This is a genomic window from Hymenobacter montanus (genome assembly GCF_014699115.1).
GTDB lineage: Bacteria > Bacteroidota > Bacteroidia > Cytophagales > Hymenobacteraceae > Hymenobacter > Hymenobacter montanus.
Window position 1 is genome coordinate 1 of the sequence record NZ_JACXAD010000014.1, and the last position, 26730, is coordinate 26730.

The 26730-nt window shown below is 60.7% G+C and carries 18 protein-coding genes; 5 read left to right on the plus strand and 13 right to left on the minus strand.

Features of this window, described 5'->3' with window-relative positions:
• The first annotated feature begins 518 nt into the window (after positions 1-518).
• Positions 519-1037, plus strand: a complete 519-nt coding sequence (locus IC235_RS13160) for a gluconokinase (protein WP_191005651.1) — start codon at positions 519-521, stop codon at positions 1035-1037.
• 259 nt (positions 1038-1296) lie between these two features.
• Here IC235_RS13160 and IC235_RS13165 read toward each other — a convergent pair whose 3' ends face one another.
• The 12 genes from IC235_RS13165 to IC235_RS13220 all read right to left on the minus strand — a co-directional run bounded on the left by IC235_RS13165 (position 1297) and on the right by IC235_RS13220 (position 21866).
• Positions 1297-2355, minus strand: coding sequence for a LacI family DNA-binding transcriptional regulator (locus IC235_RS13165; protein ID WP_191005652.1), 1059 nt, complete (start codon positions 2353-2355; stop codon positions 1297-1299).
• A gap of 172 nt (positions 2356-2527) precedes the next feature.
• Positions 2528-2953, minus strand: a complete 426-nt coding sequence (locus tag IC235_RS13170; RefSeq protein ID WP_191005653.1) for a hypothetical protein — start codon at positions 2951-2953, stop codon at positions 2528-2530.
• Between the two features lie 422 nt (positions 2954-3375).
• Positions 3376-6522 (minus strand): efflux RND transporter permease subunit, encoded by a 3147-nt coding sequence (locus tag IC235_RS13175; RefSeq protein WP_191005654.1) that lies wholly within the window; start codon positions 6520-6522, stop codon positions 3376-3378.
• A gap of 180 nt (positions 6523-6702) precedes the next feature.
• Positions 6703-9855 (minus strand): efflux RND transporter permease subunit, encoded by a 3153-nt coding sequence (locus IC235_RS13180; protein WP_191005655.1) that lies wholly within the window; start codon positions 9853-9855, stop codon positions 6703-6705.
• Positions 9856-10021: 166 nt separating this feature from the next.
• Positions 10022-11101 (minus strand): efflux RND transporter periplasmic adaptor subunit, encoded by a 1080-nt coding sequence (locus IC235_RS13185; protein WP_191005656.1) that lies wholly within the window; start codon positions 11099-11101, stop codon positions 10022-10024.
• A gap of 121 nt (positions 11102-11222) precedes the next feature.
• Positions 11223-12512, minus strand: coding sequence for a TolC family protein (locus IC235_RS13190; RefSeq protein WP_191005657.1), 1290 nt, complete (start codon positions 12510-12512; stop codon positions 11223-11225).
• A gap of 112 nt (positions 12513-12624) precedes the next feature.
• Complete coding sequence (locus IC235_RS13195) at positions 12625-13992, minus strand: sensor histidine kinase (protein ID WP_191005658.1); 1368 nt, start codon at positions 13990-13992, stop codon at positions 12625-12627.
• Positions 13993-14217: 225 nt separating this feature from the next.
• A complete protein-coding gene (locus IC235_RS13200; protein ID WP_191005659.1) occupies positions 14218-14892 on the minus strand; it encodes a response regulator in 675 nt (224 codons plus the stop codon).
• Positions 14893-14975: 83 nt separating this feature from the next.
• Positions 14976-16244, minus strand: a complete 1269-nt coding sequence (locus tag IC235_RS13205) for a cation:proton antiporter (RefSeq protein ID WP_191005660.1) — start codon at positions 16242-16244, stop codon at positions 14976-14978.
• Positions 16245-16741: 497 nt separating this feature from the next.
• Positions 16742-19375 carry an MGH1-like glycoside hydrolase domain-containing protein gene (locus tag IC235_RS13210; protein WP_191005661.1) on the minus strand — a complete coding sequence of 878 codons (2634 nt, stop codon included), beginning with the start codon at positions 19373-19375 and terminating at the stop codon, positions 16742-16744.
• A gap of 244 nt (positions 19376-19619) precedes the next feature.
• Positions 19620-20432, minus strand: a complete 813-nt coding sequence (locus IC235_RS13215; RefSeq protein ID WP_191005662.1) for an SDR family oxidoreductase — start codon at positions 20430-20432, stop codon at positions 19620-19622.
• A gap of 420 nt (positions 20433-20852) precedes the next feature.
• Positions 20853-21866, minus strand: a complete 1014-nt coding sequence (locus IC235_RS13220) for a fasciclin domain-containing protein (protein ID WP_191005663.1) — start codon at positions 21864-21866, stop codon at positions 20853-20855.
• Between the two features lie 808 nt (positions 21867-22674).
• Between IC235_RS13220 and IC235_RS13225 the strand changes: the two genes are divergently transcribed.
• The 4 genes from IC235_RS13225 to IC235_RS13240 all read left to right on the plus strand — a co-directional run bounded on the left by IC235_RS13225 (position 22675) and on the right by IC235_RS13240 (position 26513).
• Positions 22675-23319, plus strand: coding sequence for an efflux RND transporter periplasmic adaptor subunit (locus tag IC235_RS13225; RefSeq protein WP_191005664.1), 645 nt, complete (start codon positions 22675-22677; stop codon positions 23317-23319).
• Between the two features lie 658 nt (positions 23320-23977).
• Entirely contained in the window at positions 23978-24136 is a 159-nt protein-coding gene (locus IC235_RS13230) for a hypothetical protein (RefSeq protein WP_191005665.1), read from the plus strand.
• Positions 24137-24782: 646 nt separating this feature from the next.
• Entirely contained in the window at positions 24783-25256 is a 474-nt protein-coding gene (locus tag IC235_RS13235; RefSeq protein WP_191005666.1) for a hypothetical protein, read from the plus strand.
• A gap of 312 nt (positions 25257-25568) precedes the next feature.
• Positions 25569-26513, plus strand: coding sequence for a heavy metal-binding domain-containing protein (locus IC235_RS13240; RefSeq protein WP_191005667.1), 945 nt, complete (start codon positions 25569-25571; stop codon positions 26511-26513).
• Positions 26514-26536: 23 nt separating this feature from the next.
• Here IC235_RS13240 and IC235_RS22845 read toward each other — a convergent pair whose 3' ends face one another.
• On the minus strand, positions 26537-26677 hold the full coding sequence (locus IC235_RS22845; RefSeq protein WP_191005668.1) for an EspF repeat-containing protein: 141 nt from the start codon (positions 26675-26677) through the stop codon (positions 26537-26539).
• Positions 26678-26730: the final 53 nt, after the last annotated feature.

The following is a 26730-nucleotide window of genomic DNA, read 5'->3' on the forward strand; positions in this document are numbered from 1 at the left end:
GCTCAGCCCCGCTTCACTACGCTGTACTTTCGTCGGCAGCCGGTTGGATACTATAATCGTTCTGGACATCAAAAAAAGAGGGTGGTAAGCGTTTGAGTTTACGACGAAAAAGCTCGTCTGGTCAATTCTGGCTTTCAATGAGGGCCAATCGGAACGGTCCGCAAGAACTTCCGCCGACTGCTGTCTGGTAGGTCCAAAGCCAGCCCTTCGATCTCAAGCGAGCAGTTGGAGCGCAGCTACTGAGCTAGATGCCGGCTGCCGCAGCCGATGAATTAGTGTTTGCTGTAGCCTTCGCCAGACCCCTTTGCAGCGGTAGGGCTATGGCCGGGAGCCGGGCTGTTTTGCTATCGGCCCGCATAACTTTCTCTCGTGGCCCGTGCTCGACCTGCTGTCCCGGATCCCACCGACCTGACCTTCGCAGCTTGCTTCCCTACGCTCACGCACCGGCAGGGCCGGGTTTTGAACCGGCCCCAGCAGTAAATTTGGATTCCGGGCAACGCTAACCAACTAAAAGCGAGATGAGCAGGCTATTTATTGTCATGGGCGTATCCGGCAGCGGCAAAACCACCGTGGGTCGTCTGCTGGCTCAGGCGTTGCGCCTGCCCTTTTACGACGCTGACGACTTTCATTCGGACGCTAACATCGAGAAAATGCGTGGTGGCACCCCGTTAACCGACGGCGACCGGGGGAAGTGGTTGGCCACGCTGGCCGCCGGCCTCGGCGCCTGGGAAGTCGCCGGCGGGGCCGTGCTGGCCTGCTCGGCGCTGAGAGAGCAATATCGCACTGTGCTGCAAGCCGGAGCCTCAACTCCCATTAGCTGGGTAGTGCTCGAGGGAGCAAGAGAGCTGCTCGCGGCCCGGCTGAGCGCACGCCCCGGCCACTACATGGGCGTCGGGCTGCTCGAATCTCAATTGGCAACGCTCGAATCCCCCGCCTATGGGCTGCATCTTTCTATTGGGCCCCCACCCGAAGAGCTGGTGCGCCACATCCTGGCTCAGTTACAGGAAAACCCCACCAGTTTCCAAGCTGCCCGCTAACCCCCAAGCTGCGGCATGATGGTTTGGCCCCGCACCGGAGTGGTGCCACGAATTCCGCGCAGCGGTTCGTGGTACCACTAATCACGGCTGGCGGTGGCATCGGATGACCGTTGTACGTCAATGAATTAGTGGTGCCACGAAGCCCTGCGGGCCATTCGTGGCACCACTACGGCGGTTTGGCGCCGGTAATAATGGTAATAATATCGAGTGGCGCTGGGTTGCTGGGTTGTGGTCTTTCGGCAAACAACGCTCCTGGCTCTCACTGCCAGGTCCCCAGGCGTTCCTGCGACTGATGCAGCGAAGAGTTACGGATAATTAATTCGGGCTTCAGAATGAGGTGGGGTGGGGTGTAGGCGGGCCCGCGCTTGTGCAGCTGCAGAAACAGCCGAACTGCGGTTTCGCCCATCTGTTCGGCCCGCTGGTCGATGACGGTTAGCTGAGGCTGGGTCATGGCGGTGAAGGGCTCGTTGCTGAAGCAGGCCAGTGCCAGGTCCTGCGGCACGCGCCGGCTGTGTTCGCGCAGCACCTCCAGCGCCCCCACCGTCGGAATGGCGTAGGCGGCAAACAAGCCGTCGAGCTGGTCGTCCTGCGCCAGCAGGTGCTGCATGCCCACGCGGCCGGCTTCGTGCGTCAGCATGGGCAGGGGGTAGAGCCAGCGCTCGTCGTAGGCCAGGCCGTGGGCGCGTAGGGCCTCGCGGTAGCCCAGGCAGCGGTTGCGGCTGGTGTTCAGGTGCTGCGGCCCGGCTAGGTGGGCAATGCGCGTGCACCCTTGGGCAATCAGGTGCGACACGGCCTGGTAGGCGCCCTGAAAGTCGTCGAGCACGACGGCCATGCTCTGGGGTAGCTCGGGCACGCGGTCGAAAAACACCAGGGGCACTCCCTGGCGCCGGACTTGCTCGAAGTGCTGCACCTCGGGATGAGTGGTGGCCGAAACCGACATCAGGATGCCTTCGACCTGGGTGTCGAGCAGGGTTTCGATGTTACGCTGTTCGCGCCGCAGGTCTTCGTTCGACTGGCACATCATCACGTTGAAGCCCTCGCGGGTCGCCACTTTCTCGATGCCGTTGAGTACGGCCGGAAAGAAATACCCCTTGATGTGGGGCACAATCACGCCCAGGGTTTGGCTGTGGCCCTTGCGCAGGGCGGCAGCGAGCTGGTTGGGCCGGTAGCTCAGCTCCTGGGCCAGGCTGCGGACCCGCTGCTTGGTGGCCTCGCTAATTTCGTGGTGGTTGGCCAGGGCCCGCGACACGGTGGAGGTAGATAAGTTCAGCTGTCGGGCTAAATCGCGGATGGAGGTTTGCTGCTTTTTAGCGGCCATGAGTCAGGACATGAAGAGACAAGGGTAGCTGAAGGGCGCGACGTAACGGGAACACAATGACCGCGGATTAGGCCCGTTAGGAATTGAAAATTAAAAATGAAGAATTAAAAATGTGCTGGCTAATTTTTTTAATTCTTCATTCTTCATTTTTAATTCTTTTCCAAAAACTGCTCTAGGTTAGGGGGCTTAGCCAGTGCATGGCTTGGCCCTCGTCGGCGAAGAGCTGCAGATCGAATGGGCGGGCGTCGTCGACCACGTAGGCCACGTACCTTCTTTGGTCGGGATCCGAGCGGTAGGTATCGGCGAGAGCCGGCGAGCTGAGCACCGCGATTCGGAGGCGCCGGGGTGCCAGCCGCTCCACGGCCACCGGATAAAACGTGCTGCTGACCCAGGCGCTTAGCTCCGCGCTGGCCTGGTCGCGCCGGCGCACGTCCAGGAGCCAGTCGCTAAAGCCGAACTGCTCGGCCGCCGCCAGCATCCGGCCGTAATCGGCTTGCACGGCTTCCAGGGGGACGTGGGTATGCCACCGCACAACCATCACCCGCAGATCAGGCCGGAAAAAGATCGTTCGGGAAGTGAGTTCAATGGGCGCGTACATCGGCTAAATATAGGAAAATAAATTAGCGTCGACCGACGTTTTATCTCCTTCCGAAGCCGCCGGATTAGGCGAGGCGTACCCTATGACAAGCTGGCTCCGGCAGATTTAGGACTTATGTTTTCGCCGACGCCCGGCATTGACGTCTAAGGTGTAAGCCTGCATTACGAGACGAGCTGGGACTTGGCTAATGTACATGGTCGAGTAGCGGAAGTGATTATAGCAGACACCGGTTTCAGCATCCTCGTGCTGGCCCTGACAGCGGAAAGAACAATCCTCGTGGGACTTGACTGACCCTATCAGCCGCTACGTGCGGCGGTAGCTCAAACGACAGATAAGGGCTATCGGGAGTGTACCGAGGCAACCTGCCGAAATCAAAGTACCCACTGGCGTAGTCGCACAGCGGCCACTGGCTCGCTGTGCAACTACGCCAGTTGCAGGCTCGGGGCGGCGGCCGGCGGCGTTACGGCCGGCGGGAGCACCTGGTCGGCCCCGCGATAAAACCAGCGGAACACCAGCGGGAAAATCAGCAGGGTAAGCACCGTGGCCGATACCAGGCCGCCAATTACGACGATAGCCAGCGGCTTCTGCGTTTCCGAGCCGATGCCGGTGCTTAGTGCAGCCGGAAACAAGCCAATCATGGCCATCAGGGCCGTCATCACCACGGGGCGCACCCGCGAGGCCACGCCCAGCCGCAGGGCCTCATCCAGCGGCAGCTTGCGGCGCAGGTTCTGCTTAAAGACGGTGATGAGAATCACCCCGTTCTGAATGCAGATGCCGAACAGCGCGATGAAGCCGATGCCGGCCGAGATGCTGAAGTTGACGCGGGTCAGGTGCAGGGCCACGATGCCCCCGATGAGGGCAAACGGCACGTTGACGAGTACCAGACCGGCGTCCTTGCCGTTCCCGAAGGTAATGAAGAGCAGGATGAAAATGATGACCAGCGCCACGGGCACCATCTGCGTCAGGCGCTCGGTGGCCCGCACCTGGTTTTCGAACTCGCCGGCCCAGGCAATGCGGTAGCCCTTGGGCAGGTGAACCTGGGCGTTGACCTTCTTTTGGGCCTCGGCAATCGTGGAGCCCATATCCCGGTCGCGGATGCTGAACTTGACGGCAATGAAGCGCAGCCCGTTGTCGTGGTAGATGGACGCCGGGCCGTTGAGGGTGCGGATGGTGGCTACTTCCTTCAGGGCCACTTTGCCGCCGCGCAGGGTGGGCACCCGTAGCTCCCCGATTTCGGCCTCGGTGCTGCGGTACTGCTGGGGGTAGCGCACGCGGATGTCGAATTTTCGCTCGCCCTCGTAGAGCTGGCTGGCGGCCTTGCCACCGATGGCCATTTCCACCACCGATTGGGCGTCGGCGGTGGCCACGCCGTAGGTAGCCATGCGGTTCTGGTCGAGCACCACGCTCATCTCGGGCTGGCCCAGGTTGCGCAGGATGCCCAAGTCCTTCACCCCGCGCACCCCGCGCAGGATGGTGGCGACGGAGTCGGCCTTCTGGTCAATGGTTTCCAGGTCGGGGCCGAAGATTTTCACGGCCAGCGAGGCGTTGATGCCCGCCACGGCCTCGGCCACGTTGTCGATGATGGGCTGCGAGTAGTTGAAGATGATGCCGGGGTACTGGCGCAGCTGGGCGTCCATCTCGTCGATGAGCTGCTCTTTGGAGATTTTGCGTTTCCACTCCTCCTGGGGCTTGAGGTTGACCTGGCACTGCACGTAGTACATGCCCGAAGGGTCGGTGCCGTCGTTGGAGCGGCCGGTCTGGCTCAGCACGCCGTTCACTTCCGGGAACGAGCCCAGAATCCGGCGAAATTCCGCCACCTGCCGGGTGGTCTCGGTCAGCGACGTGGACATGGGCAGCTTGGCTTCCACCCACAGCGCGCCCTCGTTCAGCTCGGGCAGAAACTCCGAGCCCAGAAAGGTGAACGAGTACAGCACCGCGCCCATCAGCCCAAAGGCCAGCGCTAAGCTCAGGGCCCGGTTACGCAGCGTGAAGGCAAAGCCGTTGATGACAATTTTGTCGAAGAAGTTAACAATCGGGTTGTGCTTCTCGCGCACGTTCTGGTTGAGCAGGATGCTGGCCAGCACCGGCACCAGCGTCAGGGTGAGTACCAGGGCTCCTACCAGGGCGAAGCCCAGCGTCCAGGCCAGGGGCGAGAACATTTTGCCTTCGACTTTCTCGAACGCGAAAATGGGCAACAGGCAGGTCAGGATGATAAGCTTGGAAAAGAACACCGCCTTCCCCAACTCGCCGCCGGTTCGCTTAATCAGGCTGCGCTTGGCCAGCTTGTTGAACACCGGCATGCCCACTTGGTGGGCCTTGTGGTCGAGCACCACGAAAATGCCTTCCACCATTACCACGGCCCCGTCGATGATGATGCCGAAGTCGATGGCCCCCATGCTCAGCAGGTTGGCGCTCATGCCCTTCAGCCGCAGGCAGATAAAGGCAAACAGCAAGGCCAGCGGCACCACCAGCCCCACGATGAGGGTGGAGCGCCAGTCGGCCATGAACAGGAACACCACCAGCGTAACGAGCACAATGCCTTCGAGCAGGTTGTGAATAACGGTGGTCGTACACTTGTTCATCAGCACGTCGCGGTCGTAGAAGGTCACCAGCTGCACGCCCTTGGGCAGCACCTTCGTGTTCAGCTCCTCGATTTTGGCCTTCACGCGGCCCAGCACCTCGGCCGGGTTTTCGCCCTTGCGCATGATGACGATACCCTCTACCACGTCGTCGGCGGCGTCGAGGCCGGCCTGGCCCACCCGCGGCAGGTGGCCTTCGCTCACGTGGGCCACGTTGCGCACCAGGATGGGCGTGCCGTTGACGTGGCTGACGATGATGTTGCCGATTTCCTCGGGGTTTTCGAGCAGGCCAATGCCGCGCACCACGTAGGCCTGGCCGTTTTTCTCAATCACGTCGCCGCCTACGTTGACGTTGGCGCGCTGCACGGCCTGGAATACCTCCAACGGGGTCAGGTCGTACTTCTGCAGCAGGGCGGGGTCGGCCGTGATTTCATACACCTTCTTGGTGCCCCCGAAGGCCGCGATGTCGGCCACGCCGGGCACCGCTTTAAGCTGGCGCTCCACCACCCAGTCCTGCAGGGTCAGCAGCTCGTTGGTGGTGCGCCCCGGCCCCTGCACGGTGTAGCGAAAAATCTCGCCCGTGGGTCCGTAGGGCGGCTGCACGTGGTTTTCGCAGTCGGCCGGCAGACTTACGCCGGCCAGCAGGTTGTTCACTTGCTGCCGGGCGTAGAAGTCCTCCACGTCGTCGTCGAAGTTGATTTTGAGCACCGACAAACCGAACATGGAGATAGAGCGCATGTTGCTCTTCTTCTGCACCGAGTTCATGGCCACCTCGATGGGCACCGACACGAAGCGCTCCACTTCCTCGGCCGAGCGGCCCGGCCACTGGCTCACGATGATAATCTGGGTGTTGGTGACGTCGGGAAACGCCTCAATCGGCGTGTGCACGTAGCTGAAGACGCCCCCCGCGACCAGCAGGGCCGTGAGGAAAAAAATAAGGAAGCGGTTTCTCAGCGAAAAGCCGACGATACCGGAGATAAGCTTGTTCATGCGGGGTAGGTACGAATGAAGTCAGCGCCTAACCAACGGCGCCCTGCTTCACTACCAGAAAAATAAAGATGAGACTTCTAAAGAGAAAAGATGGTGAGATTCTAGCTCAAATTGGCCGACCCTGGAGCAGGCCCGCTACCCTCCGGGGGCGTCAGGTCTTTGCTCGTTCTCCTCAAGGGCCTAGGCCACTTGCTTTGGGGCATCTACTGCCTGAGGCAAGGGTACATACTTGGTGTGCTCGCTGCGGTAAAACCGCTCGAACACCAGCGGGAAAATAAAGAGCGTGAGCACGGTTCCCGTAATCAGTCCCCCAATCACCACGATGGCCAGCGGCTTGCTCGTTTCCGAGCCGATGCCGGTGCTAAGGGCCGCCGGCAGCAGGCCGATGATGGCCATCAGGGCCGTCATCACCACGGGGCGCACCCGCGAAATCACCCCTTGGTTGATGGCCTGGTCCAGCAGCATCTTCTTCACAAGGTTTTGCTTAAACACCGAAATTAGAATTACCCCATTCTGAATGCAGATGCCAAACAAGGCGATGAAGCCGATGCCGGCCGAGATACTAAAGTTGGTGTGCGTAAGCAGCAGGGCCGTGATGCCGCCGATGATGGCAAACGGCACGTTGAGCAGCACCAGCCCGGCGTCCTTGAGGTTGGCAAACAGGATGAACAGGATAAAGAAAATCAGGGCCAGGCTCACCGGCACCACCTGGGTCAGGCGTTGCTGGGCGCGCCGCTGGTTCTCGAAGTCGCCGGTCCAGCGCTGCTCGTAGCCCTTGGGCAGCTGCACCTGGCGGTTCACCTTATCCTGGGCCTCGGCAATGGTCGAGCCCATGTCGCGGCCCCGAATGCTGAACTTGACGGCGGCAAAGCGGCGGTTGTCGTCGCGGTAAATCAGGCTCGGGCCCATGACGGTGCCAATATTCGCAATTTCGGTGAGCGGGATGGTTTTGCCGTTTTGCGTGGGCACCCGCAGGGCGCTGATTTGGGCCGGCGTTTGGCGGAACTGCGCCTCGTAGCGCACCCGGATGGGGAACTTGCGCTCCCCCTCGTAGAGCTGCGTGGCCTGCTTGCCGCCCACCGCCATTTCCAGCACGGCATTGGCATCAGCCTTGTTCACGCCGTAGCTGGCCATGCGGCGCTCATCGAGTTCCACGTGCAATTCGGGCTGGCCGATGTTGCGCAGCACCCCCAGGTCGTCGATGCCACGCACGTGTTTCAGCACCGCGTACACTTCGCGGGCCTTTTGTTCGAGGGTGCGCAGGTCGGTGCCGTAGATTTTCACGGCGATGGAGCCCTTCACGCCCGAGGCGGCTTCCTCCACGTTATCGGTAATGGGCTGCGAGAAGTTGAAGTCGACGCCGGTAAACCGGTCGAGCTTGGCTTTCATTCGCGCAATCAGCTCTTCGCGGTAGGCCTTGCTCTTCATCTTTTTTTGCACCTCCTCGGTGTGCTTGATTTGCACCAGGAACTCGTTGTTGTAGAAGCCCGTCGGGTCGGTGCCATCGTTCGGGCGGCCGGTCTGGCTCACCACATCGCTCACCTCGTCAAACGACAGAAACACCCGGCGCATCTGGTTGCTGAGCATGTTCGACGACTCCAGGCTGATGCTCAGCGGCAGTTGCGCCCGTACGTAGATGCTGCCCTCGTTCAGCTCCGGCAAAAACTCCGAGCCGAGCAGCGAGAAGGCAAACAAGCCCAGGGCCGTGGCCGCAAAGGCCAGCAGCAGGCTAACGGTTTTGCGGGCGTAGGTGAAGGCGAAAAGGCGCTGCGCGCCACGGTTGACGCCCCGCACGAAGAAGTTCTCCTTTTCGCGCACGTCCTTTTTTAGCAGCAGGCTCACCAGCACCGGCACCAGCGTGAGCGTAAATACCAGGGCTCCGAGCAGGGCAAAGCCCAACGTCCAGGCCAGGGGCGAGAACACCTTGCCTTCGACTTTCTCGAACGCGAAAATGGGCAGCAGGGCCGTGATAATGATGGCCTTGGCAAAGAAAATAGCCTTGCCCATCTCGCGCCCGCTTTTCTTAATCAGGCCCAGCTTCGAGAGCTTGTTGAAGCGCTCCATGCCCACTTTGTGGGCCCGGTGGTCGAGGGCCACAAACAGCCCTTCCACCATCACCACGGCTCCGTCGATAATGATGCCGAAGTCGATGGCCCCCATGCTCAGCAGGTTGGCGCTCATGCCCTTCAGCCGCAAGCAGATAAAGGCGAACAACAGCGCCAGCGGGATGATAATCGACACGATGAGCGTGGTGCGCCAGTCGGCCATGAACAGAAACACAATCAGGGTCACCAGCACAATGCCCTCGATGAGGTTGTGAATCACGGTCTCCGTCGAGAAGTCAATCAGCTGCTGCCGGTCGTAGAAGGTTTTCAGCTTCACGCCGGGGGGCAGAATTTTGGTGTTGAGCTCCTCCACTTTGGCGTGCAGGCGGGAAATCACTTCCGAAGGGTTTTCGCCCTTGCGCATCACCACGATGCCTTCGAGCTTGTCGTCCTGGTAGCCGCGGCCCACCTGGCCCAGGCGCGGCAGGGCCGACTCGGTCACCTGCGCCACGTCGCGCACCAGAATGGGCGCCCCGTTCACGTTCTTAATCACCGTGTTGGTGATGTCCGAAATGTTGTTGAGCAGGCCAATGCCGCGCACCACGTAGTTCTGCTGGGCCTGGTTGATGACGTCGCCACCCACGTTGACGTTGGAGCGCTGAATGGCGTTGTAGAGGTCGAGCGGCGTGAGGCCGAAGGTTTGCAGCTTATCCGGGTCCACGCTGATTTCGTAGGCCTTTACTTCGCCGCCAAAGCTGTTCACGTCGGCCACCCCGGGCACGGCTTTGAGCTGGCGCTCCACCACCCAGTCCTGCAAGGTTTTGAGCTCGCGCACGCTTTTGTCGTTGCTTTCCAGCGTGTAGCGGTAGATTTCGCCGGTGGGGCCGTAGGGCGGCTGCACATCGGGGGTGATGTTGTCGGGCAGGTCCACTTCGCGCAGCAGGTTGTTGACCTGGGGGCGGGCAAAGGCGTCGTCCACGCCGTCGTCGAAAATCACCTTCACCACCGACAAGCCAAAGAGCGTGGTGCTGCGCACCGAGGCCTTCTTCTGCACCGGGTTCAGGGCAATTTCAATGGGCACGGTCACGAACTTCTCCATCTCCTCGGCCGAGCGGCCGGGCCACTGCGTGATGATGGTGATTTCGGTGTTCGTAACGTCCGGGAAGGCTTCAATCGGGGTGTTGCGGTAGCTCACCACCCCCATCACCACCACGGTCAGGGTCATCAGAAAGATAAACCCTCGGTTCTTTAAAGAAAAGGCAATAATTCCTTGGATGAACTTATTCATTTTGGATGAGCGGTTAGCTGATGGCGGCTCGTGGTTAGCATTTTTGCGGCCCAGGCCGCCCATTAGGCTAAGAAATTAGCCGTGCTCTATATTTCAGAAAATCAATAAGTAGCATAATGTCAATCAGCCGATGGCTAGCTGCCATCGACGAAGCGCGAACTCCAGGTCAGTCGTTGAGCTCGTCGTACACCAGCAGCTGGTTTTTGGCAATCACCACTTCGCCCGGCTGCAGGCCGGCCGTTACGTAGCTGTAGTCGCCCACCGTTTTGCTGATGACCACGGGGCGGGTCTCCACGTGGGTGCGGTCTTTGTACACCATCACGAAGTGGCGGTCTTTGTCGAACACCACGGCTTTGGCCGGCACGGCCACGGCTTTGGTGCCTTCGGTGTTTTCCAGGCGCACCTGGGCGTACATGGCGGGCTTGAGCAGGTAGCCGGGGTTGGGCAGGCGCACCCGCACCTTCATCACCTTGCTCTCGGGATCGAGCACGTTGAAGACCTTGTCAATCTTGCCGCGGAAGTGCCGGTCGGGGTAGGCCAGGGTGGTGACGTCGGCGGCGTAGCCCACCTTCACCTTCGCGATGTCCGATTCGAACACGTTGGCCATCACCCACACCTGGTCGAGGTTGGCGATGGTGAAAAAGTGGTCCACGTTCGAGTCGTTGTACTGCATGGCCTCGGTCACGTTCTTCTCCGTGATGAAGCCCGAAATCGGGGCCTTGATGGTGTAGCGCCCGTCCGGCGTCACGTGGTAGATGCTGAGCTGCTTGCGGGTTTTGTTGGCGTTGTTGGCGGCGCGGCGGGCTTCCTCGCGGGCCAGCACCACGTCGCGCTCCGAGGCCAGGCCGTCGGCAAACTGGTCCTCGGCCACGGCCAGGTTTTTCCTGGCAATGGCCAGGTCGGTGCTGGCCGAGCTGCTTTGGTTCTGCACGTCGGCAATCTCGCCGCTACGCACCACGGCCAGCACCTGATCCTTGGTCACGTGGTCGCCGAGCTCCACTTTCAGGTCCTCGACGATGCCGCCCACCAGCGGGAAGACTTTAGCGGTTTGGTCCTCGTTGCTGATAATCTGGCCCGAGAAGGTCAGCTCGCTCTGCACGGGTCGCAGGCGGACGGTGTCCAGCTCTACTTGCTTCAGCATGGTGTCCGACAGCCGGAAGCCTTCCTTCTTTTCTTCTTTGACTTCGGGTTTCGAGCAGCTGGCCAGGGCCAGGGCGGCCAGCAGGCCCAGGGGAATGCGGTTCATGTTCTTTGGTTGATAATAGCGATGGGCTGGGGCTTTTTACTGACGGATTTCTGGTATTACCTCACCTCCGAAGCACGGGTGGTGAGCTAACGGCAAGGGCTAGCTCGGCACTCAACAACGCTTAGTCGGCCCGGAAAATGGGCTTACCCACGGCGTAGTTCAACTGCTCGAAAGCGCGCACGCGGTTGGCCCGCAGCGTATTGAGCTGCACCAGGTTGTTTTTGAACGACTCGAAGTAGTCGAGGTACTCCACCAGCGTAATCAGGCGTTTGGCGTAGCTCTGTTCGATGCCGGCCATGAGTCGGGTAAAAGGCGTCGTGTCGCGGTTGGTGGCCTGGAAGAGCTCGTCGCTGCGGGCGGCCAGCTGGTAGGCCTGGTGCACCTCGCTCTGCACGACGAGCTGCTGCTGCTCAACCAGCAGCTGGCTGCCGGCCACCTGCGCCTTGGCCGCCTGGATGTTGCCCTGGTTGCGGTTGAACAGCGGCACGGCCATCCCGACGGAGAGGGCGTGGTAGTTGTTGATGTAGGAGCCGGCCTTGTCGTACGTGTAGCCCAGGGTCAGGTCCGGTACGGCCAGCTTCTGCTGCAGGCGCAGGTTCAGGTTTTGCTGCTCAAGGGTGGCGCGGCGGGCGTTCAGGTCGGTGCGCCGCACCTGAGCCGTGTCGATCAGCTGCTGCTCCGCATAGCCGTTCAGGCTCAGGGCCCGGGTGCGGTTGAAGTCGACCACGGGCACGTATTGCACGCCCGAGTTGTCGCGCAGCAGCACGTGCAGGTCGGCTTGCTCGGCCGCCACGTCGGCCAGAATGGTTTGCCGCTCACTTTCCAGTGTAAAGAGAAAGGCCCGCAGGCGGATAACTTCCTTCAGGGCGATGTTGCCTTTGTCGAACTGCGACTGGTAGAGGCCCACGGTGCGGGTCAGGGACGCGATTTCGGTGGCGTACACCTTCAGGGTTTGCTGTTTGTAGAACAGGTCGTAGTAGGAAGTGCGCAGTTGGTAGCGCAGCGTGCGCAGCAGGTCCTGCAGGTTGTACTGCTCCACCACGGCGCCTTGCTGGGCCACGCGCCCGGCCGCCCGGCGCCGGCCGGCAATGGAGAACAGCTGCTGCACGGTCACGATGGCCTCGTTGCCGACCGTACCTTCGGGCACTACCGGGCGCGAAATCCGGCGGTTGAGCACGTCCTGCTCCACGTATATCGTGGGGTTGTCCAGCAGGCGAGCCTGGATGGCCTGGGCCTGCGCCACCGACACGTTGTATTGCTGGGCCAGTACGGCCAGGTTATTCCGGAAAAAACGCTGCTCGGCGTCGGGCAGCGTCAGGCGGATAGTGTCGGTCGGAGCGAGGACCCGCGCCAAGCCAGCACTATTGATATTGAGTATCAGTAAAAAAGCAAGCCAAAGAATCCGTCTCATGTGCAAGTAGTAGCGTAACTGAGCGCAAGACTACCGGCCCCGGATTAGAATAGCATTAGAAACGCGTTAGAAGGGGATTAGAATGCCGTTAATGCTTACGAAATAACCTTTATTATGCGGTGGGCAACACCACGACGGCTTCGGTGCCGTGGCCCAGGCGCGAGGTCAGGTGCAGCTGGCCGCCGTGCTGCTCAATAATTTTGCGGGCCAGGGGCAGCCCCACGCCGTGGCCGGCCACGTCCCGGGCGTTGGCTGCCCGGTAGAACGGCTGGAATACGCGGGTTAGCTCTTCTTCCGCGATGCCCACGCCCTGGTCGCGGATGGATACCCGGACCTGCCCGGGCTCGTAGGCCAGGCTCACGGCTACGGGGTGCGGGGCCGAATACTTCAGGGCGTTTTCGAGCAGGTTACCCAGGGCCCGGCCCAGCAGCGCCCGGTTGCCGCTCAGCTCCAGCTGCTCCGGCTCGTGGGGCAGCTGGCCGGTGCGCAGCATCAGTCGGGCGCGCAATTCCGGGGGCACGGCCGCGCAGGCTTCGCTCAGCAGCTCGTCTACCCGCAGGCCTTCCTCCTGCTCGGGCAGGCGTACTTCGGCCTGGGCCAGCTCCAGCAAATGAGTAATGAGGGCCTTAAATTGGGTGAGGTCGGCGAGCAGCTCGCGGAAAGCGGCCCGGTAGGCGGCCGGCTCCCGGTCGCGGGCCAGGGCCAGCTGCACCTCCCCAATGCAGGCCGCCAGCGGGGTGCGTAGCTCGTGCGAGGCGTTGCTCACGAAGGCCCGCTGCGCGGCGAAGCTGCCTTCCAGGCGGTCGAGCAGGCGGTTGAAGGTGCCGGCCAGCCGGGCGATTTCGTCCCGCTGGCTGCCCGACACGCCGGTATTCACCCGGCGGTGGAGCTCGTAGGCACTAATGCGCTCCATCTCGTCGTTGAGGGCCGCGATGGGGGCCAGGGCTCGCCCCGCGAACAGGCGGCCCACCCCGTAAATCACCAGCAGGCTCGCCACGAACACCCCCGTCAGAATGGTGGCCAGGTACTGCATGCGGGCCCGGCCGTACACATTTTCGGCCCCAGCCACTACTACGTATGAGCCCTGGTTGTCATGGTGCAGAACGCCCACGGCCTGGCGCGAGCCGTCCTCAAAATATACTTCCTCGCCCAGCACGATGCGGGCCAGCACTTGGGGCGGCACCTCCAGCCGCAAGTCCTCGCGCAGGAAGCGCGGCTTCCCCTTGGCGTCGTAAATCTGGATGATTTCCCCGGTTAGGGTACGCTGGTACCGCTCTTGAAACTCGCGGAAGGTGTCGTCATGCAGCTCGTCCTTTTCCAGAAAAATAAACGCCGCTACTTCGGCCCGGTCGCGTAGCCGGTCGCGGAATTCGCGCTGCCCGTAATCGTATTGCAGCGCGAAGGCGGTGGTGAGCACGGCCAGCAGAATGATGGCCACCATGGCCACGAAAAGCCAGGTCAGGCGGTTACGAATGGTCATGGGTGGTGCAGTAGGGCGACGAGGAATTCAAGGTTTAAGGTGGTCTGACTGGCATGAGGCGGGCCAGAGGAATTAAAAATGAAGAATTAAAAAATTGACCAGCCGATTTTTAATTCTTCATTTTTAATTCCTAAATGGCCTGTATCAGCCCGTCTTGCTGCGGCTCCGCGGCCGCCAGATGAGCAGGACTGCCTTTTTTCTATATCAGTACTTGTGACCGGCTGCTTATTCCTCGCGCAGCACGTAGCCCGCGCCCACCACCGTATGAATGAGCTTGGTAGGAAAGCCGTGGTCAATTTTTTTGCGCAGGTAGTTCACGTACACGTCGATAACGTTGGAGCCCGCATCGAAGGCCTCTTCCCAGGCCCGCTCGGCAATTTCGCTGCGGGTGAGTACCCGGCCGGGGTGGCGGAGCAGCATTTCCAGCAGGGCAAACTCGCGGGTAGTCAGGCGGATGGGCTGGCCCGCCCGGGTCACGCCGCGCGTTTCCACGTCCAGGGTCAGGTCGGCAAACGTCAGGCGGGTGCCTTTGGCTTGCGGGCTGCCGCGCCGGGTCAGGGCGCGCACCCGTGCCACCAGCTCGGCAAAGTCGAAGGGCTTGACCAGGTAATCGTCGGCGCCGCCCCCAAAGCCCAGCAGCTTGTCGGTGGTGGTACCCAGGGCGGTAAGCAGCAGCACGGGCACCTGCGTATCCTGAGCCCGGATGGCCGCCAGTACTTCCAGCCCGCTGCGGTAGGGCAGAATCACATCCAGAATAATCAGGTCGTAGGCCTCGGAAAGGGCCAGCTGCTGTCCGTAGCGGCCGTCGTAGGCCACGGTCACGGTCATCTGCTCTTCTTCCAGACCCCGGCGGATGAGGGCCGAGAGCCGGGGGTCGTCTTCCACCACCAGGATGTTCATGGGCACGAGAGAAAGGCGGAGCAGGCGTACCTTCTCCGGGTTGAGAAATTTAAGGGCGGCCCATTAGCGGCCGGTCTCCGTCGCTAATGGGCCGGGGTACTATCCGGCTCGGCCGTACCCAAGCCCAGCTTTCGCACCAGCGGCCCAATGCTGAGGCCCTGCACGATGATGCTAAAAATAACGACGACATAGGTAATGCCCACCAGCAAATCGCGGGGCATAGCATCCGGGAGCGACAGGGCCAGGGCAACGGAAATGCCGCCCCGCAGCCCGCCCCAGGTGAGTACGCGCAGGGTTTGCCGGTCGAAGGGATAGTAGCGCCGCAGTAGCACCAGGGGCAGCCCCACCGAGGCCCAGCGGGCCACCAGCACCACCCCGATGGCTACGCCGCCCACCAGCAGGGTAGTCCGGTTGATGTCGAGCACGAGCATTTCCAACCCGATGAGCACGAACAGCACCGCGTTCAGGATTTCGTCGAGGATCTCCCAAAACTTGTCCAGGTACTCCCGTGTCAGGTCCGACATGCCCAACTGCCGGCCTTTGTCGCCCACGATCAGGCCGGCCACTACCATCGCCAGCGGGCCCGAGGTATGCAGGGCGGTGGCCAGGGCCGTGCCGCCCATCACCAAAGCCAGGGTTATCATGACCTCAACCTTATAGTTATCAATGCTGCGCAGTGCCCAAAAGGTGACGTAGCCGAGCCCCGCACCCAGCCCGATGCCGCCCACCGCTTCCCGCAGAAATAGCGCCCCAATGACGGTGGGGGTAGCGTGTCGGGCCCCAAACTGGGCAATCTGGAACAAGCTCACGAACACCACTACCGCAATGCCGTCGTTGAAGAGCGACTCGCCCACGATGCGGATTTCGAGGCGTTTGTCAATGCGGGCCTCCTTCAGAATGCCCAACACCGCGATGGGGTCGGTGGGGGAGATGAGGGCGCCAAACAGCAGGCAGTAGATAAAATCGATAGGCAGCCCGAACAGCGGCAGCAGGTAGTAAAAGGCCGTGCCCACCAGGGCCGTGGAAAGTAGCGTGCCGGTCGTGGCCAGGGCCCCAACCGCTACCCCTTCTCTGCCGAGGGCGCGCACGTCGACGTGCAGCGAGCCGGCAAACAGCAGAAAGCTCAGCATCACCTGCATCAGCACGGCGTGAAAGTTGATGCCGCGCACCAGGCTGCTGGCGGTCATCACCCCCTGCACGCCCAACTTGCCTAGTCCAATGGCCAGCAGCGACGAAATCAGGGCCAATACCATCAGCCCAATGGTGCCCGGCAGCTTTAGGTAGCGGTGATTGAAGTAGCCGAATAGGGCCGCAATCACCACAAGCAGGGCGAAAGTGTTGTATAATTCCATCGGTAAGCGGCAGGCGAATAGTACGCAAAGGACGCTACTACGCCGGAATCTACTGGCTGCAGCAGTTGCTGGTTACTACGTTAAACGGGCGCGCCGGCAGTTGCCGCAAAAACTCCGGGATGGCCTGAGTAGCGGTAAATGGCAGCCCACCGCCCCGAGGTGGTGGTTAGCTAAACCAGAGAATCAAGGTATAATCGTTGACAATCAAGGCTACGGCGATGTCAGACCGGCGGAGTGTGTGCGAGATATTGCTAGAAAGGAAAAGATTGCGGACATAGAAGCGGCAGCCAAGTATAGAACGTTCGCCGAAGGAGTTGAACACGCAGTAATCAAAACGGCAGACGTAGAAGGATTATGGTGTCAGGTGGGAGCAAAGGCATCGAACTACCCCGTGATACCAGGGGGCGAAGCCCGGGCGGTACTTCCAGCCTTGGTAGAGAGCCCCGCCGGGCAGCCCCGAGTCGCCGGGGGGCCCAGCTTGCGGATACGGGGCCAACTCAGCTGCGGGGCTGGAGGAGCTTGGCAATCAGCCCCGTCCAGCCGGTTTGGTGGCTGGCGCCGAGGCCCTGGCCGGTGTCGCCGTGGAAGTACTCGTGGAAAAGCAGGTAGTCGCGGAAGTGTGGGTCGTGTTGCAGGTGCTGGTCGGGCCCCAGGGCGGGGCGCTCACCGGCCTCGTTGCGCAAAAACAGCTTGGTGAGGCGGCCACTCAGGGCATCGGCAATCTCGAGTAGGGTGGAGTACTGGCCCGAGCGGGTAGGGTACTCCACCTTGAATTCGTCGCCGTAGTAATGGTGAAAACGCTGCAGGCTCTCGATCAGCAGGAAATTGGTGGGCAGCCACACGGGCCCGCGCCAGTTGGAATTGCCCCCGAACAGGTCCGTTTCCGACTCACCCGGCTCGTAGCCTAGGGAGAGGTCCCGGCCGCCGTATAGCAGGCGGCAGGGATGGTCCTGGTGGTATTTCGATAGCGACCGGATGCCGTAGTCGGAAAGGAACTCGGCCTCGTCCAGGGCCCGGGCCAGCAAGCACTTCATCCGGTGCCCGCGCAGCAGCGAAAGCAAGTGGGCGTCGCCCTGGCCCGGCTGCTGCCAGCGCGACACCAGGCTGGCCAGGTAGGGGCGGTTGGCCAGAAACCAGTTGAGCCGAGCCACGAACTGCGGCACCGACTTCAGCACCTCGTCGTCGAGCACCTCCACGGCAAAGAGCGGAATCAGCCCCACCAGCGAGCGGGTGCGGAGGAACTGCCGGCCGTGCTCGGGGGTGTGGAGGACGTCGTAGTAAAACTCATCTTTTTCGTCCCACAGGTCTAAGTCACCGTCCCCCATGTTGGTCATGGCCCCGGCAATGTAGAGGAAGTGCTCGAAAAACTTGCTGGCTAAATCCTGGTACACCGGCCGGGTCTGAGCCAGCTCCAGAGCAATGCGCATCATGTTCAGCGCGTACATGGCCACCCACGCCGTGCCGTCGGCCTGCTCGATGTAGGAGCCCGGGAGCAGCGGGGCCGACCGGTCGAACAGCCCGATATTGTCGAGCCCCAAAAAGCCGCCCTCAAACACGTTGCGCCCGCTGCGGTCTTTGCGGTTCACCCACCACGTGAAGTTGAGCAGCAGCCGATGAAATACCGTGGCCAGAAAGTCGAGGTCGCCGGAGCCGTCGTGCTGCTTCTGGTCCATCTTATACACTCGCCAAGTGGCCCAGGCGTGTACGGGCGGGTTGGTGTCGCTCAGGTTCCACTCGTAGGCTGGCAGCTGGCCGTTGGGGTGCATGTACCAGTCCTGGCACAGCAGCCGCAGCTGGTGCTTGGCAAACCCGGCGTCAAGCTGAGCCAATGGCACGCAATGAAACGCCAGGTCCCAGGCCGCATACCAGGGGTATTCCCACTTGTCGGGCATCGAGATGATGTCGGCGTTATTCAGGTGCTTCCAGCCGGCATTGCGGCCGTGCTGACGGGCCGCGGGTGGGGGTGGGGTGGCGGGGTCACCCGCCAGCCACTCGGGTACGTCGTAATAGTAAAACTGCTTGCTCCAGAGCATGCCGGCCCAAGCCTGGCGCTGCACCCGGCGCGCGTCCTCACTAACCAGGTCGGCCTGGAGGGCGGCGTAATACTCATCGGCCTCGTGCCGACGCTGACGCACTAGCTGGTCGAAATCCTCGAATGGCTCGGTCAGGTTAGGCGGCCCCAGCCGCACCCGCACCGTGTGGGTGGCTCCGGCCGCGAGGGTCAGCACGTAGTGGGCCGCCGCCTTGGTGCCGGTTTGCGCGGGGTTAACGGCGGCGCGGCTCCCTTGCACCACGTAGTCGTTGATGCCGTCCTTGAAGTGCTTACCTCCCGACCGGCTCGGCGCACCGTATAGGCGTTGGGTATTGGTTTCGTTGTCGCAAAAGAGTAGGTCTGGTGCCTGGCCGCAGTAGAGGCACAGCCCCCCCAGGCCCTGGTGCTCCGCGGCAATGGCCTGGCCGTTCTGGGTGGCTTCGAGCAGGGGGCGGTAGGGGTCGTGGCCCCAGGCCCAGGTATTGCGGAACCAGAGCTGCGGCAGCACGTGTACCGTGGCCGCCTCGGGGCCGCGGTTGCTCACGCTGATTTGCATGAGCAAGTCGGTGGGCTCGACTTTGGCGTACTCCACGCAGACGTCGAAGTACCGGTTACCCTGAAAAATGGCCGTATCCAGCAGCTCAAACTCGGGCTGGGCGCGGTTGCGGCGGGCATTTTCCTCCACCAGCCAGGCGTAGGGGAATGCCTGCTGCGGATACTTGTAGAGCAGCTTTTGGTAGGAGTGGGTGGGCAGGTTGTCGAGGTAGTAGTACACTTCCTTCACGTCCTCGCCATGATTGCCCTCGGGCCCGCTCAGCCCAAACAGCCGCTCCTTGAGGATAGGGTCCTGGCCGTTCCAGAGGCCTAACGACAGGCAGAGCAGTTGCTGGTCGTCCGACACGCCGGCCAGTCCGTCTTCGCCCCAGCGGTAAGCGTAGGAGCGGGCCATGTCGTGCGTACAATACCCCCAGGCCTGGCCGTCGGCCGAGTAGTCCTCGCGCACCGTGCCCCACTGCCGTTCCGAGAGGTAGGGGCCAAATTTGCGCCACGGGGCTTGGTGCGCATTGGCGTCGGCCAAGCGTTGGTGTTCGGCAGTCACTGATTTTGAATTAAAAATTGAGAATTAAAAATTAAAAATTATTGGGGAGTTGGCTATCATAAATAGCATGAATATTCTCAAAATAGCTTGGCCGCTTATTTTGAATTAAAAATTAAAAAAAGAGGATTGAATTATCGCAAATAATATAGATGTTCTAAAACTAGCTTAAAATGCCAGAAATGCCAGTCTAACCGGTTAAAGATATTTTTAATTTTTAATTCTCAATTTTTAATTAACTCATACCTCAGCCGCCCGACTCAAAACCGGGGTAGAGCAGCATGCCGCCGTCGGCGAAAATGGTGGTACCGGTGATATAGTCGGCTTCGTCGGAGGCCAGCCAGGCGGCCACCCGGGCTATGTCCTCCGGCTCGCCGATGCGACCGTAAGGAATGAGGCGCAGCAGGTCCCGCTCCTCCTCGGGCGTGTCGCGGGCCTCCTGGTTGATGGGCGTGGCAATGGCGCCGGGCCCAATGCTGTTAACCCGGATTCGGTGGGGGGCCAGCTCCTGAGCCATGCTTTTCATGAGCAGCATGACGCCGCCCTTGCTGGCGGCGTAGTTGACGTGGCCCGCCCAGGGAATAACCTCGTGCACGCTGCTCATGCAGATGATCTTGCCGGCGGCTTTGGAAATCGCGGGCTGCACGCCCCGGCGCACGAACTCCCGGGCCGCCTCGCGGGCGCACAAAAACTGCCCGGTTAGGTTCACGTCGATGACCTTCTGCCACTGGGCCAGGCTCATGTCGAGAAAATTGGCGTCCTGCTGCAGGCCGGCATTGGCCACCAGGATGTGCACCGTGCCGTAGCGCTCAATCGTTTGAGCGAACATGGCCTGCACCTGGTCCTCGCGGCTTACGTCGGCGTGCACGCTGAAGGCCCGGCCACCGGCCTGCTCGATGCTCTGCACCACGTCGTCGGCCCCCTCGGCATGGCCGGAGTAGTTGACGGCCACGGCAGCCCCGGCCGCGGCCAGGGCTTTGGCTACCGCCGCTCCAATGCCGGAGCTGGCGCCGGTCACGATGGCTACTTGATTGGCCAGGGGTTGTGAGGAATTATTCATATGCGAAACGAATGAACAGAGAAAGAATAAACTGGCAGTAGCCGAGCGGCTTGCTGGCGGGGAGCATTTATTGCCCCGGTGACGAGGCTTTAAACGGCGCCCAGAAAAAAGGGTGGTGGATAGCCTGACGAATTCTCTGGGACAAGCAGCTTTAAACGGCGCCCAGGAAAAAGGCGGCCCCGCCCGGCAGCGCCTAGCTAAGATGTTGAAGGATAGGGTATCGGCCCCCTGCCTGTCGGGCAGCACCAGGTAAGAGACCGGAGGTGGGTAGGTAAAAGCCTATACCAGGGCGCGACCGGAAGGAGCAGAGCATGGCGAAAAAGCGGCAGCCGGCGCGCTAGGCCGGAGTAAATGAAAAAGTAACGCAACAAAAAGCCCACCCCTGGCCGATGCCAGGGGTGGGCTCGCTTTAACTTAGAACTAGGGGCGTAGCACGCGGTCAATTACATGGACTACACCATTGACAGCCAGTAGATTGGGGTTTACTACGGTGGCACTGCCGGTGGTATTGCCGCTGCCACTTACCGTTAAGCCGGTGCTGCTCATACCCACCGTCACGGTGCCGCCCAGCGTAGGCAATGCGCCGGTCCTCAGGTCAGGAGAGAAGGCGCGGCTACTCACCACGTGCAGCCGGAGAATGGGCAAGAGCGTAGCATCCGGCACATCGCTCAGGTTCGTGGCCATGAGCTGGGGGAGCAGGGCTCGAAACGCGGCGTCGGTCGGAGCAAACACCGTTAGATTAGCGGCCGGGTTGTTGACTGCGGCGAGCAGCTCGGCGGCGGCGGGGCGCTGCAGGGCGGCCAGCAGGAGCGTAAATTCGGGTGCGGGGCCACTAGCGGCCGCTACCACGAGCTCGGAGATCCTACGGGTGGGCGGCAGCAGCACCTTGTCGATGGCGTGGATAATCCCGTTGCTGGCTGCCAGATCATCGGATGCTATGCGGGCGACACCATTAAGGGTGATGGTGCTCCCGTTTTTTGAGACGTACACCGTGTTGTCGTTGATGCCAGTTGAAGCGGGTTTAGCCGTAGTCTGGGTGCTGGCACCAGCCGGGAAGTCAGTGGCCGGCTTACGGCCGGGCAGCACGTGGTACAGCAGAATACCGCGCAGGGTGGCAATCTGACCTGCGTCGGTGATGGCCGCGATGTTATCCGCTGTATTGTACGGCGCGGGCAGTTGCGTAAACGCGGCGTTGGTCGGCGCCAACACGGTGAAGAGGTCCCCGCCGCTGAGCGTACCGGCTAAGTCGGCTTTTGTAATGGCGGCCACCAGAATCGAAAAGACGGGATTGCTTTGCGCCACCTGCACGATGTTTTGCGGGGGCTGAGGGTCGTCTTTTTTGTCTTTGCAGCTAGTAGCCGCAAAGCCAACCAGGGCGACCAGCACCAAGGACAAGCGCCGGAACGATAGGAGAGGGTAATAGGGAAATGTCATAAGAAACAGCAGTGAGGGGTGGGATAATGAATTTGCTTTGCCGGGTAAACTGCGATCTAGCGAACCAATATACACTACCTGGCCCCAACCAATAGATTTCCGGGGGTACCACCTAAAGCCGGAATGAGCCGGCGCTGTTTCGGGACGGCCCCGTCAGAGCGACGTGCTCAGCCCCGACAACTAAGAGCTGGTGCACTTTTCCCAGTTCAGAGACTTATGCACGGGCTCATACGGCTATATTCACCTCAGCTGCTGCAGGACCGGTAATCATCAGGCCATGGGGATGGCGCTCCAGAGCTGCGAATCGTCGGCCCATTACTTCAAATTATATAATCAAGCTATTTAGCGTGGTGAGTTTGCGTATATAGGCGCGATTTGCTCGAGTAGCTTAAAGCAGATTTTTAGAGCTTATTCCAAACTGGAATTTGAAGCTGACCCGCCGGCGGGGCCTTCGGCTTGTGACGGCCCGGCCTCGGTGTGCTGTTGGCCGGTCTGTGCCGGAGCTCTTTCCGGAGGCTGCCCTATGCAAGCAGTGGAATCAGAGCCCTTTATCGCAACTTGGTTAAACCACAGTACCGCGTTTTAGGTATTATGTCAATAACTTTGTGCACCATACATATGAATCATTTATTGCCCCATATCCTCCGCGCTAACCGGCGCAGCCCCGCCATTAGAGGCTATTCGCCCGCACCATCCCAATGATGTAGTTAGGGGCAAACAATAGTCGGTCGGCTGCCGCAACGAAGCCGGTGGGAGCCAGCGCTGGTGTTACGTAGGCTAGCAAACCAGCAAAAAACTTTGAATAGTGATGAAAAGAACCTTACTAATTGCCGCCAGCCTGGGCTTAATTGGCATAGTCGCCTTTGCCAATAGCTGGTGGGGAAAATACGAGAGCCAGGCCGTAACTCTGGCCCTGGTAGCCGATTCCCTAGCTACCCGCGATGCCGGGCAAGAAGCTACGAGCCGCCTGCGTACGGGTTTGATTAGCGCGGGTGGCGACCAGCCGCTGCTAGCGCGTACTTCAGGCCGGGTGAAAAGCGTATTTTTCATGGGCGGTGAGTACGTACACCAGGGCGACATCCTGGCCAAGCTTGTCAACTACTCTTTCGTTATCGCCCCGCGCAGTGGCTTTCTGGGCCAGAGCCAGATAGTTGAAGGGCAATACCTGACGCCTACGACCCTGGTGACCACTATCTCGAGGCGTAGCCATTTGGTAGTGGCTCTCGATTCGTTGCCCGACAGCCAGGAGAGCTACCGGCCTGGCGACTCGGTACGAGTGTGGGTGCCAACCCGGCCCACCCGGGTGGTAACGGGCGTAGTGGCCCCCAAGTCCCCAACTGGCACGGGCACTCCGTCGGTAGAAGTCCTGCTCGGACCAGGTGCTCCTTTCCGCTTGGGCGAGCGCGCCCGTGTGCAGTTGCGGCCAACTCGCCCAGTGGCCGTTGCCGAGTAGCCTACCCGCTGAGTGGCTTGATGCTACCTTGATAGCCCTGGTCGACATGGCCACGCCCGTCAGCATGCGTGCTAGCCACAGTATGGCCCGGCCCGTGTGGCCGTTGCCACTGCTCGGCTAGGCGAGCCATGTTGAATGGGCAGGATCGACCACTTCAGGCCAGGCATCAGCTACACCATTCTTAACAGAAGCGCTTCCACCGCCTCAGTGGACTGTAAGGAAGGGCCTCCATTCGTACCCACTTATACTTGTCCTGCCTATGTGATATGGGATTATAGCGGTAATTACTAGCCAAGGATACCGCCGGCCGGTAGTTTGAGCCAGCATTAAGGTCATGCAAGAACTAAAGATCGTTCCCCGCTGATGGGCATCCAGCTGCGCCCAGATACAAAATCGTGCGTATATTTCTGGCAAATCAGCGGCGAGTACTGATGCTCTTTGTATCGATCATAAACCATAAAATTAAAATTATATTTTGCTGTTAGCGGCGCTCTGGCTGGCCTTCAATGCCTGGTAACCAGTTGGCTCGATTAAAAGAATATTTGTAATTCATCCGTGTTTTTATATATTATAAATTAAGTTATATACTAGTGTAATGGAACAACAATTCTCTATCCTGATGACTACGCAGGGCCGCCAGCGTGCGCTCACTGCAGCAATGAACATCACCCGAGGCACAGCGCTAGCGCCAATGGAGTATGAGCAGCAGCTTCTCAATCAGTTTGTGAGCGGTGAATTGACAATCGACGATGTGCTTACCCTCCTGGAGGCCCAGGAACGGACGCGGATGCCCACCGCTTTGCCCCCGAGCAACTGAGATCGTAGAAGGATAGGGAAAGAGGAGTTGGGACACGTCTGTGCTACTCAGCCCGCTAGCAAAGTGCTGGCGTGCGTCTGCGACGGCTTGCTCGCGCGGCCCGGCCTCATGTACTGCCCGCGTCTGTAAGGTGAAACCTGCCGGTACCGCGCCACAGCCGCGCGCCGGTATCACCCAGCGCCACTCTTAATCATAACCGACTTTCTCTAACCCCTTATAAGTGCAGAACAATGGCGAGGGCACGGCCCTTCAGGTAGCCCTTTACTGCTGGGGCATGTGCCCGGTTAACCCATCAAAATAGTTTCTATTTCACCCTCAAGTAGCCCTGGATTGCCGGGGCACCTTTGGCTAGCTTAAAAAAGGCTATCTCGTGGGGGCCCGGACCACGGATTAGGACGTATAAAATCCAGGTCCTGGACTTGCATAATTTTGTTTCTGGCGGATGCCTGTATTACGCGGTCAATTGTGCTTTAATGCCTGGATATCCGATATATCTGTTGCCCTCGACTGCTTTCGGTGGCAGGAGCTTGTCGCCATTGGAAAACATTGCGTGCTCAAAGCAGTAAAGGAACAATCCAGCCGCTTCCGGGTAATCCCTTATTTTTGCGGTTGACTATATTCAATCCGGCCTGGTATGTTCCGTCACGTGTTGCCCCTTCGCCGTTTGCTGGCGACGAGCTTTCTGCTCGTCTTCGTGAACGTGCTCGCGGGGCAGTGCTGGTGCGCGACCACCAACCCGGCATCGGCCGCGCCCGCGCTGGTGGCCAAGGTCAGCACGCCGGAAAAGCCGGCGCATCCCGGGTGCCCCGGGCATGGCAAGCCAGGGGCTAAGCAGACGCCGGCCCAGGGCAAGCATGCCCAACAGCCGACCAAGCCCCTAGACAAACACGGCTGCTGCAAAGACAACTCCGCCTCGGTTCTCGCGTCGCTGACGACGCCCGGTGAAAAGCACCTGCTGGCGGCACCCGCGCCGGCTCTATTGCCGGCCGGCAACGACTTTTTCTTCCGGCCCGCCGCCGGCCGGTGGAACCGCACCCAGGCGGTAATTCTGGTGCTGCGGGAGCACCTGCCTCCCAAAATACCCGACATCCGCATTTTCATCCAGTCGCTGACTGTCTGATTTCTTCGACGCGCTAAGGCTCGTGTCGGCATAGCTATGCTATGTTCGGGGCGGGCCTTTTCGCTTGTCCATGGCGCCGCCCAAGCCGGCGTTTCTCCTCCACTTTCCGGGGTTACCCGCCAACAATGAAAGATTGCGGCAAGTCGGTAGTGGGTCCACCATCCCGTGGGGTCGCTTCGCCGGCGGTTAGCTGGTATGTTCCCCTCTCTGCCAGCTACTAACGTGGCCTTCGTGCCCGGGTAGCGAATGTCAGCCTAAGCGCGCCGCTTCCCCCTCAATTACTGTTTATTTCCTAATCAATGCTCTTCTTCAATGAACCGTTTCCTTATTTCCCTGCTGGCTGGCGCCAGCCTTTTCATCACCGCCGGCTGCTCTTCGGATTCTGCCAGCAATTCCACTAATACCGTCACCATGGCCACCGACAGTCCGGCTGAGGGTTCGGCTGAACACAGCGGCGGGCACACCTATGCCTGCCCCATGCACCCCGAGATCACCAGTACCAAAGAAGGGGAGAAGTGCCCCAAGTGCGGCATGCAGCTGGAGCACAACGATAAAGCGACCAACGGCAAAACGTACGAGATGAAGCTGGTCCCCACCCCCGCGGAGCCCACTGCCGGCCAACCGGTCACCCTGGCCTTGACGCCCCGCGAAACCGGCAACGAGGCTGCTCCCGTGCCGCTGGCCGTGGTGCACGAGAAGAAGATCCACCTCATCATCGTCAGCAAGGACCTCGGCCAGTTCTACCACGAGCACCCTGAGTACACCGCCGGCGGCGACTACAAGGTGACCTATACTTTCCCCAAAGGCGGCGACTACGTGCTGTTTCAGGACTACACGCCCGTAGGCAGCGGCCATCAGCTCGGCCGGCAGGTTCTGCGGGTGAAGGGCCCGGCCTACGCGCCGGTAAAGTTTAAGAACGACGACCTGCAGTGGGCCCAGGATGGCTACCAGGCCACGCTTTCCTTCGACAAGGCACTGACCCCGGGCCAGTTGTTGGGCCTGAAAATCAACATCACCCAGGGTGGGCAGCCCGTCACCAACCTCGATAACTACCTCGGCGCCCTGGGTCACGTCGTGGTCATCAGCGCAGACACCGAGCAGTACCTGCATGTGCATTCCAGCGACCAGGCCGACAAGGGGCCCAATATCGGATTCAACACCAATTTCGAAAAGCCCGGGCTCTACCGCGTTTTTCTGCAGTTCAACCACGGCGGCAAGATTCACACGGCTGACTTCACCATCAACGTCAAGGCCTGACCCTGCTTTGGCGGCGGCCTTCCCTACGGCCCCCTGCCCGGGGCCTCTGTTACTGGGCCGCCGCATCTCGGAGCCGCCCACCGCGGCAATGGTGGGCGGTGCTCTGGCATTGCCCTGGCCGAGCGCAACCGCGAGGTGAGCCGGGCCAGCGTGCTGCGCGACACCCGCCTGGCTTACCTGGCCCTGCAGTTCGCCGAAGCTCAGGTCCGGCAGCTCA